General features: G+C 70.6%; 10 protein-coding genes and 1 pseudogene. 3 read left to right on the top strand and 8 right to left on the bottom strand.

From position 1 onward, the window contains the following. Nucleotides 1-20 precede the first annotated feature (20 nt). Genes ACXJKQ_RS08970 through ACXJKQ_RS08945 form a run of 6 tightly spaced genes read right to left on the bottom strand, consistent with a single transcriptional unit; the run spans nucleotide 21 to nucleotide 4553 of the window. A complete protein-coding gene (locus tag ACXJKQ_RS08970; RefSeq protein ID WP_457105414.1) occupies nucleotides 21-680 on the bottom strand; it encodes an acetyltransferase in 660 nt (219 codons plus the stop codon). Then, nucleotides 677-1402, bottom strand: coding sequence for an SDR family NAD(P)-dependent oxidoreductase (locus tag ACXJKQ_RS08965; protein ID WP_457105413.1), 726 nt, complete (start codon nucleotides 1400-1402; stop codon nucleotides 677-679). The genes ACXJKQ_RS08970 and ACXJKQ_RS08965 overlap by 4 nt, the downstream gene beginning before the upstream one ends. Nucleotides 1403-1405: 3 nt before the next feature. Continuing rightward, complete coding sequence (locus ACXJKQ_RS08960; protein WP_012318193.1) at nucleotides 1406-1633, bottom strand: hypothetical protein; 228 nt, start codon at nucleotides 1631-1633, stop codon at nucleotides 1406-1408. After that, nucleotides 1630-2670 (bottom strand): 3-oxoacyl-ACP synthase III family protein, encoded by a 1041-nt coding sequence (locus tag ACXJKQ_RS08955; RefSeq protein ID WP_457105412.1) that lies wholly within the window; start codon nucleotides 2668-2670, stop codon nucleotides 1630-1632. The genes ACXJKQ_RS08960 and ACXJKQ_RS08955 overlap by 4 nt, the downstream gene beginning before the upstream one ends. Continuing rightward, a complete protein-coding gene (locus ACXJKQ_RS08950) occupies nucleotides 2663-2980 on the bottom strand; it encodes a hypothetical protein (RefSeq protein ID WP_457105411.1) in 318 nt (105 codons plus the stop codon). Before ACXJKQ_RS08950 ends, ACXJKQ_RS08955 begins: the two co-directional genes overlap by 8 nt. Further along, nucleotides 2946-4553 (bottom strand): HAD-IIIC family phosphatase, encoded by a 1608-nt coding sequence (locus tag ACXJKQ_RS08945; RefSeq protein ID WP_457105410.1) that lies wholly within the window; start codon nucleotides 4551-4553, stop codon nucleotides 2946-2948. Before ACXJKQ_RS08945 ends, ACXJKQ_RS08950 begins: the two co-directional genes overlap by 35 nt. Before the next feature lie 179 nt (nucleotides 4554-4732). Between ACXJKQ_RS08945 and ACXJKQ_RS08940 the strand changes: the two genes are divergently transcribed. Beyond that, entirely contained in the window at nucleotides 4733-6166 is a 1434-nt protein-coding gene (locus ACXJKQ_RS08940; RefSeq protein WP_457105409.1) for an SDR family NAD(P)-dependent oxidoreductase, read from the top strand. 173 nt (nucleotides 6167-6339) lie between these two features. Here ACXJKQ_RS08940 and ACXJKQ_RS08935 read toward each other — a convergent pair whose 3' ends face one another. Next, nucleotides 6340-6858, bottom strand: coding sequence for a hypothetical protein (locus ACXJKQ_RS08935; RefSeq protein ID WP_457105408.1), 519 nt, complete (start codon nucleotides 6856-6858; stop codon nucleotides 6340-6342). A gap of 352 nt (nucleotides 6859-7210) precedes the next feature. Here ACXJKQ_RS08935 and ACXJKQ_RS08930 point away from each other — a divergent pair, with 352 nt between their 5' ends. Together ACXJKQ_RS08930 and ACXJKQ_RS08925 are read left to right on the top strand one after the other, a co-directional pair. Continuing rightward, nucleotides 7211-7813: an acyltransferase gene (locus tag ACXJKQ_RS08930; protein WP_457105407.1), complete on the top strand. Its 603-nt coding sequence runs from the start codon at nucleotides 7211-7213 to the stop codon at nucleotides 7811-7813. A 325-nt stretch (nucleotides 7814-8138) separates the two neighbouring features. Then, complete coding sequence (locus ACXJKQ_RS08925) at nucleotides 8139-12104, top strand: glycosyltransferase (protein ID WP_457105406.1); 3966 nt, start codon at nucleotides 8139-8141, stop codon at nucleotides 12102-12104. 100 nt (nucleotides 12105-12204) lie between these two features. Here the strand turns inward: ACXJKQ_RS08925 and ACXJKQ_RS08920 are convergent. Further along, nucleotides 12205-12516 (bottom strand): annotated as a pseudogene (locus ACXJKQ_RS08920) (polysaccharide biosynthesis/export family protein); the annotation flags it as partial. Nucleotides 12517-13247 lie beyond the last annotated feature (731 nt).

Raw genomic sequence — 13247 nt, 5'->3', positions numbered from 1 at the left:
GCCCAGCAATCGAACCTCGATCAGGCCGGATCGGCCGGTTTCGGAGCCGGCGCGGCGATGTCCGGTCGGGGCCAGATCGTGGCGTGATCGGGCAGCGCGCGCAGGACGTTGCAGCCCATACCGACCGTCACGCCCTGGCCGAGGATGAGCCCCTGGAGAACCTTGGCGAGCGGCCCGACGAGGCTGTCGGCGCCGATCGCGCAGCGGCCGCCGATGAAGGCGCCGGGCGAGATCGTGGTGTTGTCGCCGATAACCGTGTCGTGGCCGACGATGGCCGCCGAGTTCAGCACGCAAAAGCGCCCGAGCCGGGCATCGGCATTGACGATCACCCCGTGCGCCACGAAGGCGCCGACGCCGACCGCGACGTCCGGGCTCACGATCGCGCGGGGCGAGACAAGGGCAGGGCAGGGGAGGGCGTGCCGGTCGAGCCACGCAATCAGCTCGGCCCGCGCCCGGATCGCGCGCCGGCTCACGCCGCCGACCGCCAGGAGGACGCCATCGAACTCCGCCCGGTCGGCGAGCAACGCGTCGAGATAACCGCGGTACTGGCCGACCTGGACTTCGGGAGAGGTGGAATAGGTCGCCTCGACCGTGTGACCGAGGGCACGTGCGACCTCCGCGATCTCCTTGGAGAAGCCGCCGCCGCCGATCAGCGCGAGCCGCTGCGCCGGCCCGGTCACAGCATCGCCCCGCCGTCGACCCGCAGGGTCTCACCGGTGACGTGCCGGGCCTGGGGCGACATCAGGAACACGATGGCGTCGACCACCGACTCGACGGTCGCAGCGCCCACGGGGCTCCGCTTGTCCAGCGCTTCCTTGAACTCCGCGCCGTACAGGCGGGCATGGGCCTGGGTCATCTCGGTGTCGAGCCAGCCGGGGGCGACGCCGACGGCGCGCCGGGGGGCGAGTTCCCGGGCGAGTCCCTTGATCAGGGCGTCGAGTCCCGCCTTGGAGGCGGCGTAGGGCACGATCGCCGGCTCGGGCCGTTGCGCGGCGACGGACGAGACCGCGCAGAACACCGCGTCCCGGGCCGAGACGCGGGCGCTGCCGAAGGAGGCCGCGAACAGGGTCGGCGCAATGAGGTTAGTGCGGTAGAGGCGCTCGACCTCCTCCACGCCGAGGCTTCGCATCGGCTTGATGATCTGAACGCCCGCGCAGTACACGAGCCCGGTCAGAAGCCCCCGCTCGGCCACCGCCGCCTGCAGCACGCCGCCGATCGCCGGGAGGTCGGTCACGTCGGCGGCGACCGCGGCGCAGCCGAGCGCCTCCAGCTCCGCGAGCCGGTCCGCCCGCCGGGCGAGGGCGGTGATTCGCGCTCCGCCTGCGTGGAGGCGCTCGGCGACGGCGCGGCCGATGCCGCTGCTGGCCCCGACGACGAGGACGTGCCCCCCTGGCCCCGCCATCGCCTAAGCCTGCAGCTTCGCGCCGGCCAGCGCGATCAGATCGTCGGTGGTCGCCGCCCCGGCGATCCGCTGCGGATCCACCTCGAGGCCCAGCGTATCGTAGAGCGCCATGATGTTGAGGATGCCCAACGAGTCGAAGGTCTCGATCGCCCCGAGGCTCTGCCCGCGGGCGAGCGGTCCCGGCTGATCGAGGATCGTGCCGAGCTCATCCAGGAATGCGCCCTCGGTCATCGGGTGGTCTCCTCGTAGGTCAGGACCGGGGGCGCGAAGATCCGGTCGGTGGTGATCGTGCAGGCCCCCCAGCTCAGGCCGACCCCGAAGCCGGCGAGCAGCGACCGCACCTGCCGGCCCGCATAGGCCTCCGCGAGGAAACCCGAGATCGTGCCGGGGATCGAGGCCGAGTTCTGGTTGCCGTAGACCGACTGGGTGCCGGTCGGAAGCTTGCTGTCGTCGACCCCCAGCCGGCGCTGGAGGTTCTTGAGGATGTACTTGTTCGGCTGGTGCAGGACCAGGAAGTCGACGTCCTCGGCGCGCGTGTCCGAGAAGGCCAGGATGCCCTCGATCAGCGGCGGGACGCGCTTGAGGGTGAAGTTGAAGACCTGCGCCCCGTCCATGTGCATGGTCGCGGGCTTGTCCGCGTCGTCCGCGTCGGCCCGCAAGCCGCTATGGGGGATGAACAGCGCCTTCTCCCCGGAGCCGTCGCTGTGGAGCTGGAAGAAGCTCTCGCACTCCCGCCGCTCGATCAGCACCGCGGCGCCGGCATCGCCCATGATCGGGGTGATCGACCGGTCCCCTGTCGCGACCATGCGGCTCGCGACGTCGCCGACGCAGAGGAGGACGCGGTTCAGGCCGGATTCGACGAGGCTGTAGGCGACCGACAACCCGTACACGAAGCCGCTGCAGCCGAGGCGGATGTCGAAGCAGAGCGTGTCGGTCCGCATGCCCAGGCGGTGCTGCATCCCGATCGACGTCGACGGCGAGCTGTAATCCGGCGTCTGGGTGACCAGGACCAGCCCGTCGACGGCGTCGGGCTGCAGGCCGAGTCCGCCCAGGAGATGGCGCGCCGAGTGGAGGCAGAGATCCGCCGTCGTGGTGCCGGGATCGGCGACGACGTGCCGGGTCGAGAAGCCCATGGCCCGCTTGAGGCGCTCCGCCTCCTCGGGGGCGAGCCCCAGGGCGGCCGCCTCGTCGTCGAAGGCCTGGACGCGCGCGCCGACCGTGGTGACGAGCCCAGCGAGGGTCGCGCGCGAGAACCGCAGGTCAGCCATGCTCGACCGTCTCGGCGACGTAGTCGATCCAGCCCTGGAAGCGGCGGAGGGGCGACTTCGTGCTGTCGAGGATGCTCTCGTTGGCGAGGGGCACGTAGCGGCCGACCGTCCGCTCGATCTCGGATTCCGTCTCGAGGAGGAGCTCAACCACCGCGAAGGAGTCGAGCCGCTCGTAAACGTCGTCCTCGGGTCCGGGATTCTCCAGCTCCGGGCGCCCCCAGGTCTCGACGAGGCGCGCGAAGGTGGCCCGGGCCGCCGCCTCGACGGCGCCGCGCTCACTCCGCGACGATGTGGATGTAGGGGGTGTCATCCGGTCCTCGTGTCAGTCGGTACGTCTTGCCCTCGGGGCTAGCGCTGAGGGTTTCGAAGCCGTTGTCGTCGAGGAAGGTCTCGACCATCCGGTTCTTCGCGCTCGGGCGATACTGGGCCTTGAGGTTCCGATCACCCTCCTGCCGGCAGACGTGGCGCAGAATTTGGGCCTCGATGCGGCGTCCCAGCGCCCGGCAGCTCATCAGGAACGTCTCGAGTTCGCCGCCCCGGACGATGGCGACCCCGACGATTCCCATGTCGCCGAACCGGTCGACCACCCGGGCCGCGTAGACGCCGCCCTCCTGCATGGCGGTGGCGACCTCGTCCTCGGTGTAGCGCCGGGTCGTCAGGTTGAACTGGTTGGTCTTGTTGATCAGCTGCGTGACCCGCCGCAGGGAGCCCGGGTTGTTGCGGGCGATATGAACCCGGATCTCGAGGGAGGCGAGGTAGTCGTCCATCGAGGCGGCCGAGCGCTGAAGCTCCTGCCGCTGCGCCTCGCCGCGGTACTGCTCGGTCTTGGCCAAGTCCTCGGCGGTGACGTTCCGGGCGCGTAAGGAGGCGATCCCGTCGAGCAGGGTGAGCGCCTGCTCGGGGCGCGTCCGGTCGAACAGGTGGCACTCGACCCCGGGGAGCCGGGCGCGGACCTCCTCGATCTCGAAGGGGTTGTCGTCGAGGAAGATGAAGCTGTCGAGGCCGAGATTCAGGGTCGCCGCGAGGTCGCGGATGTTCTCGCTCTTCTCCGTCCAGTTGCTGCGGTAGGCCACGAAATCGTCAAGGCGGAGCGGCATCGCGCGCTGGGCGAAGACCGCGCGGAAATCCTCCTCGTTGTTCTTCGTCACCGCGCAGAGCAAGATCCCAAGGTCCTTCAGGCGCAGGAGCTGGCGCTGGAGCTGGGTGTGGACGATCCCCGGATAGTCGCTGTCGACCTCCAGGTTCTCCACCCCGTCCTCGCCGACGACGCCGCCCCAGAGGGTGTTGTCGGCGTCGACCACCACCACCTTGCGCCGCGCCCGCAGCCGCGCCGCGACGGCGTCGGCGTAGCGCTCGTTGAGCGCGTCCACGGCGGCCGGGGCGTAGGGCATCTGGTACATGTACCGGTTGCGCTCGCGGAAGGCGTTGGCGAAACCGAGCAGCGCCAGGCCGCCGGCGGCGTCGACGACGCTGACCCGCTCCTGCGCCCGGGCGAGGTCGAACAGCACCGCGTTCACCCGCGCCAGCGCCGCCAGCTGGTCGTGGAGGTCGCTCTCGACGGACGAGACCGGCACGAACGGCACGGTGTTGAGGATGATCGTCCCCGGCGCCCGGGCGAGCCGCGCCGAGACCAAGTCCGCGAGGCCGCGCGCGCGGTCGACGGCCGCCTCGTCCGGGGCGACGTCGAAGAACCAGCGGTGGTCGAGATGCACGATCAGGACGTCGGCGGCGGCGGGACCCGCCAGCACCTGCTCGATCTGTCCGATGGGGAGATGCTCGCAGGAGACCGTGGCGAGATCCGCGAGGCGGCCCGCCACCTTCCCGAACGGGTTGGTGACGACGTTTCCGACGAAACCGATCGACAGGGCGCGAGCCGTGGTCATCCTCGATACCGGTCCCTGCGACACCCTGCGGATGCCTGCCCTCCGGCGATCGACCGGCCCCTTTCCGTGCGTGCGAGCGCCGCCCTCTTGCGAGATCGCGTGTCATAAAGCAAGGGGCCGGGCATCCGGCGGCCGGCCAGCCCGGCCGGGGCGGGGGCCGGCCGAGGAGGAGCTGCGCGATGAACGGATCCGGTTCGGACGACGCCGCCGCGACGACGCGGACCTGGACCGAGGCGCACCAGGCCGCCTTCGCGCGGGCGACCGGCGACGTGAACCCGATGCACATGGACGCGCGGATGGCCCGGCGGACGCTCGCCGGCGAGCGGGCCGTCCACGGCGTTCATGCCGCCCTCTGGGCTCTCGATGCCTGTGCGGACGCCCATCCCCTCGACCGGCTCTCGACGCTGCAGATGCGGTTCGAGCGCTTCGTGCTGGTCGGGGACTGCACCGTGCTGACGATCCACGCGGCGGACGCGCGGCACCTGCGCCTGTCCCTGGCGGTGGACGGCGTCCGCACCCTGACGATCCAGGCGACCTTCGCGGCGGAGCGGGCCCCGGCTCAGGCTGTCGAGACGGCGCCGGTTGCGATCCCCGCGGAGCCGGTCGCCCGCGATCCGGCGGCCCCGACGGGGCTGGCCGGCGCCTTCACGCTGCCGGACCCGGCGGCGATCGCCGCGCTGGCGCCGCGCCTCGCCCGCGCCCTCGGCCCCGGCCGGGTCGCCGCCCTGGGCGGCCTCTCGACCCTCGTCGGCATGTTCGTGCCCGGCCTCCACTCGATCCTCTCGAAGATCGACGTGACCGTCACCGACGGGGGCACCGGTTCGAGCCTCGGCTACGCGGTGAAGCGGTTCCAACCGATGCTGCAATCGGTGACGCTGGACGCCGTCGGTCCCGGCCTCGTCGCCCGGGTCGAGGGCTTCGTCCGCCCGCGGCCAGTGGAGCAGGAGAGTCTGCAGGACCTCGCGGCGTTGGTGGAACCCGGCGCCTTCGCCGCAGTGTCCGCGCTGATCGTCGGCGGATCGCGGGGCCTCGGCGCCGCAACCGCCAAGCTGATCGCCGCCGGAGGCGGGGCGGCCTGCATCACGTACGCGTCCGGCGCCGACGAGGCGGAGACGATCGCCCGGGAGATCCGCGACGCCGGCGGGCGCTGCCAAGTTCTGCGCTACGACGCCGCCGAGCCGGCCGCCGCGCAGCTCGCGGCGCTGGCGATGCGCCCGTCGCAGCTCTACCATTTCGCGACGCCCCGCATCTTTCGCCAGAAGCGCGCGCCCTTCGAGCCGGCCTGCCTGGACGAGATGATGCGCGTCTACAACACCGCCTTCTACGAGCTGAGCCAGTTCTGCCTCGGGCGGAGCGATGCGGTGGCGGCCTTCTACCCGTCGACCAGCGCCATCGACGAGGCGCCCCGCGACACCCTGGAATACGTCATGGCCAAGATCGCCGGCGAGACGCTGGCCGCGACCCTGGGGCGCACGCTTCCGAACCTGCGGACCGTGATCGAGCGTCTGCCCCGGGTGAAGACCGACCAGACGGCCACGATCTTCCCCGTGCCGGCCGCCGCGCCGAGCGCGCTCATGCTGCCGATCATCCGGCGGATGTCGGCGGCCGCCTGATCGGGAGGCGCGCCGGCTCCTTCAGACAGCCTTCGACAGAGCCATGCGCCGCGCCGCCTCCTTGCGCGCGGCACAGTGAGCCGGGACAGCGCGCCCTCGGTTTTCGTGGTGTCGCCTGGATGGCGTCGCCCTGCCCTTGAGGACGGCACCGACGCCGTCGCCCGGAGCCGGCCTCACTCCGCGGCGGTGTCGTGCCGGATCTCGGCATCCGTGTCCGGATCGGCCTCGGTCTCATCGTCCGCGGCCTCGTCGGGCGCGGCGGCGGCGGTGAAGAATTCGCCGTTCCGGATCGCCTCGCCGCCGGTCACCAGCATGCTGAGATAGGTGTTGAGGGTGTTCGGTGCGACGTCCGAGAGACGCTCGGCGATCTCAGCATGCGAGAGGCCCTGCGGGCCGGCCGAGCCGAGCAGTGCTTTGAGCCGCCCCTTGGCCGAGTTGGCCCGGGGGCCGCGCGCGCCGCGCCGTCTGCCAGAGGCGGGCGCGGCGCGTTCGGCCGCGGAGGCCCGCAGCCCCTCGGGCGCGTGAAGACCGGAGGCGTCCAGCGGGATTCCCTCGACGATCGCGGTCAGCGCGGCCTCCGCCGCCCGGAGCTTGGTCAGCTCGGCCGCGATCAGGTCGTAGTCGCTCTGCAGCGCGGCCCTGCGCGCCCGCACGTCGACCAGGGCCTTCGTCAGGGTGTTGTCCTCAGCCACCGGACGGCCTCATTGCATGATTTCGTTGGCTGACGGCATACGTCATAGGACCCTTCCGGCGTCAACAGCCGTGCGGAGCCGCGCCGACCGGCCCGGTCAGGAGCGCCCGATCCGCCCGCGCGAGTTGTGAGGACGGCGCCCGATGGCTTAGAGACATCTTGAAACGCCGTTGCCGGCTCGGGGTCATGGGCGCATCCGCCGAATGTCGACGGATCCCGATCTCGGCACGCCGATACGGTCATGGTCATGTCGGACGGCGAGCATTCTTCCGCGGGTTCGATGCGCGTCCGTCCGCTTCCGGACGTCGGCCGCGTCGCCCCCAGGGGTATTCATAGATCCCGCAGAGCGAATTATGTCTTTGAATATTTTCGACAAGGGGGAGAATAATGTCGTCGATGTCGACCCCCGCGATCAGCACAGCCAAGCGGGCAAGATCTACATCAACGGCGACAACAACTACATCCGCATAGGCAGGGGCTGCGTGTCCGACAAGGACATGCACATCGTGATCGAGTCCAACTGCCGATTCGATGTCGGAGAGGATGTCCGGCTGTCGATGGCCAACATCTATATCGGCCCGGGTTCGATGCTGCGCATCGGCGACAGGACCGGCTTCACCGGGCTCGTCCATCTCAACCCCGTCGAGGGGAGGGCGATCGAGATCGGAACGGATTGCTCCATCGCGTCGGGCGTCTGGATGACGACGAGCGATTTCCACTCGATCATCACCCGGGATACCGGCGCGCGACTGAATCCAGCCAAGCCCGTCCGGGTCGGCAACCACGTCTGGATCGCCAATCAGGCCACGCTCCTCAAGGGCGTGGTGGTCGGCGACAACGCGATCATCGGCGCGCACGCCGTCGTCACCGGGACGGTGCCGCCCCATTGCGTGGCCGCCGGCAATCCCGCGCGGATCGTGCGCGAGAACGTGACGTGGCGTGCGGACCTGATCTGATCCGACCAGCGATGAAACAGGGGAAGGGCAACCACTCCGCACCCCGGACCGGTTCTGCGCAGCGAACGCGGCAGCCCATTGTTTACCCAGTGCGCCTGTTCCGCTAGGGCGGTAAACCGTCGATCCGGCGCCTCGTTCGAGACGCCGGGACGCCTTCGATCACGTCTGCAATCAGCCCGCGCGAACACATGCTCATCCGAGCTTCAGGTCTCGACTCAAGCGCCGCCGGGGCGAGAGGCGCCTCGGGTCAGGCGCCCCGCATCGTGCTGGAGGCCGCGGATCGCCGACAGGCAGGCGCGGCGCGCGACGCAGCGCGAGCCGCGCGTTGAAGCGGATCGTCGGCCTGTACCGCCGCGCCCGTGGGCACGCTGTTCGCGCGCGCAGCCATCCTCTGTTCCGGCTGGTGGTGCGCAACGGCCTTCCGGCGGCGAACGATGTGATCACCGCGGACGCTCAGGTCGCCGCGCTGGCCCCGCATGTCGACGCGGCGTTCTACGCGAGCTGGTACGGGATCACGGCCGACCCGGTGCGCGACTACCTCGTCCACGGCTGGCGCGAGGGCCGCGATCCGCGGCCCGACTTCTCCTCGGCCGACTATCTCGCCGCCCATCCCCACCTCGCGCGCGCGGGCATCAACCCGCTCCTGCACGCCCTCGCCCGCCGGCGGGGCAAAGCAGGGCACGGCGAGACCGGGCAGGGCCGGGCGCTGCCGCCCYCCGACACGGCCGCGGCCGAGCGCCTCGCCCGCCGCCTCGTGGACGGCGCCTTCTACCGCGCGAACAATCCCGACATCGCCGCCGCCGGCGTCGACCCGGCCGACCACTACATGGCCTCCGGCTGGCGCGAGGGCCGCGAGCCGGCCCCGCARTTCGACACCCTGGCCTACTGCCTGACCCRCGGGATCACCTACGCCACCCGGAACCCGCTGGTGCACTACGTCCTGCACGGCGGACGCGCCCGGCCGGACCCGGACGCSGCSCTCGCCCTGCGGRTSGMGACGCTCGCCCCCTACTTCGACGCCGCCCACTACCGGCRGCRCCTGCCYGGSCCSCARGCSGAGGCGCTGGCCGGCGCCTCRGACGACGCGCTGCTGCGCCACTACGTGGCGGAGGGCTGGCGGGCGCGGGTCAGCCCGCGGCCCGACTTCGACCCGGCGGGCTTCGTGCAGGCCCGCGCCGGCAGCCGGGCGGTCACGGACGATCCGTTCTTCCGCGTCGTGGCCGAGGCGCGGCTGACGGGCGCCGAACCGTTCGCCGGGCCGCACCGGCTGAACCTGCCGGCGGTGGACGCGGCCTGGTACCGGGCGACCTACCCGGACGTGGGCGGGCGGGAGCCGTACCTGCACTTCGCCGAGGCGGGCTGGCGGGAGCTGCGCGATCCGGGACCGGGGCGCTCGACCCTGGCGGCGCTGCTCGGCGTCTGCGGCCTGCGGCCGGCGCGGGCGCCCGTCGAGGACACCGGCTGGCTGGGCGCGATCGGGCGCGAGACCGCGACGCGGGCGAGGCTGCTGGATCTGCAGGCCCGGCTGGTGGCGGGGCATTTCGACCATGCCTTCTACCGGGCGCGCTACGGTCTGTCCGAGGCGGACGACGCGGTGCGCGACTATTGCGACACCGGCTGGCGGAAAGGCCGCAATCCCAGACCCGACTTCGACGGACAGGCCTATTGCGACGCCCATGGCGGCGTGCGCGAGACCGGGCTGGCGCCCCTCGCCCATTTCCTCGCCACGGCGCTCCTGCACGGCACCGACCTCTCGGCCGGCGCCTTCCATCCCCGCTACGGCACGCCCGACTCGCGGGAGGCGGCCCTCGCCGACGAGGCCCGGGCGGTCGCGCCGTTCTTCGACGCGGCCTTCTACGCCGAGCGCAACCCCGACGCCGCCCGAGCCCCCGGCGGCCCGCTCGCCCATTTCGTCGCCTACGGCCAGCACGAGGGGCGCGATCCGAGCAAGGACTTCTCCGTCGCCTTCTACAGGGACACCTACGGCCATCTCCTGGGTCCGGGGGAGTCGCCGTTCCTGCACTACGTGCGCACGGGCCGGGCCGCCGGGCTGATGGCCGCCCCCGAGGATCTCGGCACCTATCCGCCGATGGAAGCCCCCGCGGCCCACGCGTGGGACGGCCTTCCCCAGGCCCTGCCGATCGAGCAGGCCCGCGTCGTCGTCATCGTCCCGGTCTACAAGGGCCGCGGCGAGACCCTGCGCGCCATCCACGCCTGCCTGGCCCAGCCCCAGGCCACCCCCTTCACCCTGCTCGCCGTCAACGACCGCTCTCCCGACCCGGAGCTCGCCGCGGAGCTGGCCGCCCTCGCCCGACGCGGCCTGTTCCACCTCGTCGAGAACGCAACGAACCTCGGCTTCGTCCGCTCGGTCAACCGCGCCCTCAGCCTCCGCCAGGGCCGCGCCGTCGTCCTGCTGAACTCCGACGCCGAGGTCTTCGGCGACTGGCTCGACCGGYTGGTGGCCCATGCCGAACCCGCGGCCCAGGTCGCGCAGGGCGSCGACCGCCCGCCYGTGGGCAGCGTCACGCCGCTGTCCAACAACGCCACGATCTGCTCCTACCCGCGCTTCAACGCCAACAACACCATGCCGCTGGAGATCGCCCGGCCCGATCTCGACCGCATGGCCGCCCAGATCAACCGCGGCCAAGCCGTGCCCGTGCCCACCGGCGTCGGCTTCTGCATGTACATGACCGCCGCCGCGCTCGACGCCGTCGGCGACCTCGACGCCGAGGCCTTCGGCAAGGGCTACGGCGAGGAGAACGACTGGTGCCTGCGCGCCATCAAGGCCGGCTTCGTCAACCTCCTGGCCGAGGACGTGTTCGTCCACCATGCCGGCCAGATCTCGTTCGGGCTCGACGMRGGCGGCGAGTACGTCCAGGGCCAGGCGGCSCTGCTCGCCAAGCACCCGGACTACCCGGCCCGGGTCGGCCAGTTCGTCCAGGCCGATCCCGGCCGGCGCGGGCGCGGGCGGCTCGACCGGGCGCGGCTGGCCCGGCACTTCTCGGGGCGGGCGCTCCTGTACGTGACCCATTCCTGGGGCGGGGGCATCCAGCGGCACATCGACGACATGATCGCCCAGGCCCGGGCCGAGGGCCTGAGCGTGGTGCTGCTGCAGATCGACCGGACCCGCAACCTCGAGGTTCACGTCTCCTACCGCAGCCCCGAGTTCCTGTACCTGCCCAATCTCGACAGCCTGTACCTGCCGCGCGACGCCGAGGAACTCGCCGGGTTCGTCGCCCAGCTGGCGCCGGCGCTGATCCACGTGCACTCGCTGGCGGGGCTGCGCTGGGGCGCGGCGCGGGCGCTGATGGAGGTGGTGGCGGGTTCGGGGCGTCCCTACGCGTGGACGCTGCACGACTACTCGCCGGTGTGCCACCGCAACCACCTGGTCCAGCCCGACGGGCGCTACTGCGGCCTGGCGCCGGTCACCGAGTGCCGGTCGTGCTTGGCGGTGGACGCGGACGGGTTCGAGGAGCCGGATCCGGGCGAGCGGCGGGCGGCGTTCGGGGCGTTCCTCTCCGGGGCGGCACGGGTGTTCGCGCCGTCCTGCGACACGGCGGACCGGATCCGAACGGTGTACCCGGATCTCGCGGTCACGGTGCGGCCGCATCCGGAGCCGGAGCGGGCGGTGCGCGCGACCGCGCTGCAGCGGCCCGGCCGCGTCCGCCGCGTCGCGGTGCTCGGCGGCATCAGCCTCCCTGAGGGCGGATTGCTGCTGCAGGCTCTGGCCTCGGACGCACGTAAGCGGAACCTGCCGCTAAAATTCTCGATCGTGGGCTACTCCGACCCCGCCCTGACGGGCAGCCTGGAGCGGGCCGGCGTCGCCGAGACGGGGCGGAACTCCGCCGACGACCCGACCCTCGACCGAGTCGCGCGGGCGGCCCTCCAGATTGCCGAGACCGGCTGTCACTGGGCGGACGACGAGACCCTCGACCTCGTGGGCCGGGTCTCGGCCGATCTGGTTCTGCTCCCGGCGATCTGGCCGGAGACCTACTCGTACACGCTGACCCTGGCTTTGCGCACCGGCCTGCCGGTGGCGGCCTTCGACCTCGGCGCCCCGGGCGAGCGGCTGCGCGCCGACCACAGGGGCCATCTGCTGCCCTACGCGCTGGCCAGCGACCCCGCCGCCTGCAACGACCGGCTGCTGGCCGTCGACATCACGGCGAACGGGCGGCGCCAAGGGCCGATCCTGGCCGCCGAATACGGCGACCTGATGCGCGACTATTACGGGCTGGACCCGGCGCTTGGCAGGCGGGGATTTAAAGAGCGTACTGCGGTCAAGCGCTTCTAATGCCACTTGGGTCTGTTTTCATCGAAAAAGTAAGTAAACAGCAGAGTTCATCCCGACCAAATAATCTTCTGGCACCACAAAAGCAGCCGGGGCGGGTCAAGTCGGGGGTGAGGCCGGACCCGGACCCGGCCGAGAAGCGGTCAGCGACCAGCGGTCCGGAGAACAGGCCGCCAGACCCGGCGTCCCAGATCGAGACCGAAACCACGTCGCCGATGCCGATCACCCGCTCGGACGAGGGACGGTGGTCGAAGGAGACGAGCAGGCTGTCGAGCGGCCGGCTGCGCAGGGCCTCGCCCACGGCGGGCGTAACCTCGATGATCTCGTAGCGTGCCAACACGGCGCCGCCGGCGGTGACCACCTCCGCGCCCGCCTGAATCGCACCTGCCGCAGGCAGGTAGGTGCAGCCCGACATCGCCGAAGCGGCGAGCAGGACGAGGAGAATTTTGCGCACCCAAGGGCTGCATATCGGGGGTATTGCGGAGCACGTGCCCACCCTGTAGCACCCCGCCCACGATATACGTAAACAGGGCAACCCAGGATCCAGAGGCTCATAAGTGGGAGCGGTGCAACCTCAGGCGTCCCCACCGCTCACGCCATCCGGAGCAAACAAAATGACAGCCAGAGATATAGTGCTTCATCAGACGGTCACCTAACGATCGCCTCAGCCCGTCTTTCCGAAAGCGCTCCTCAGCAACGCAGAGGATTGCCTGAAGTCCGGATGGTCGGCCAGTCGCTCGCAAGTCCGCAAAACCCTACCCAAGCTCTGTCCGCCCGAGGCTTCAGTCGGAACGCGAACCAAGAGAATATTGAAACCCATGAAAGGACAGATAATGAACATCTCAGGAGAAGAATTAAATTAGAATTTGAATTTGAACAAACAAATTCTTCGCCGACGGCCCCCGAAGGCGGTGTTATTCGATTTTGAAGCTTCTCTGATATCTAGGAACCACCTATGCCACGACTACCCAGGAAAATTAAGCGCACTTGGGCAGATCTAGCAGAACAATTAGCAAGTCTCGGGCACGCAAAAAGTGAATTCGATCCGAATTTTTACAGGAACTATTTCGGCGATCTTAGCCATCTTCGCGGAGAACGGGCGCTCAGGCGTCACTTCTATCGGCATGGCCGCGTAGAGGGCCGTCC

This window comes from Methylobacterium sp. P5_C11 (assembly GCF_054049775.1).
Note: the sequence above shows the minus strand (reverse complement) of the source record. Positions and strands in the feature narration are given on the sequence as shown.

Coding starts and splice junctions, on each gene's coding strand:
- ACXJKQ_RS08945 (WP_457105410.1), bottom strand. CDS start 4,553: ATGACCACGGCTCGCGCCCTGTCGATCGGTTTCGTCGGAAACGTCGTC.
- ACXJKQ_RS08950 (WP_457105411.1), bottom strand. CDS start 2,980: ATGACACCCCCTACATCCACATCGTCGCGGAGTGAGCGCGGCGCCGTC.
- ACXJKQ_RS08965 (WP_457105413.1), bottom strand. CDS start 1,402: ATGGCGGGGCCAGGGGGGCACGTCCTCGTCGTCGGGGCCAGCAGCGGC.
- ACXJKQ_RS08960 (WP_012318193.1), bottom strand. CDS start 1,633: ATGACCGAGGGCGCATTCCTGGATGAGCTCGGCACGATCCTCGATCAG.
- ACXJKQ_RS08940 (WP_457105409.1), top strand. CDS start 4,733: ATGAACGGATCCGGTTCGGACGACGCCGCCGCGACGACGCGGACCTGG.
- ACXJKQ_RS08955 (WP_457105412.1), bottom strand. CDS start 2,670: ATGGCTGACCTGCGGTTCTCGCGCGCGACCCTCGCTGGGCTCGTCACC.
- ACXJKQ_RS08930 (WP_457105407.1), top strand. CDS start 7,211: ATGTCTTTGAATATTTTCGACAAGGGGGAGAATAATGTCGTCGATGTC.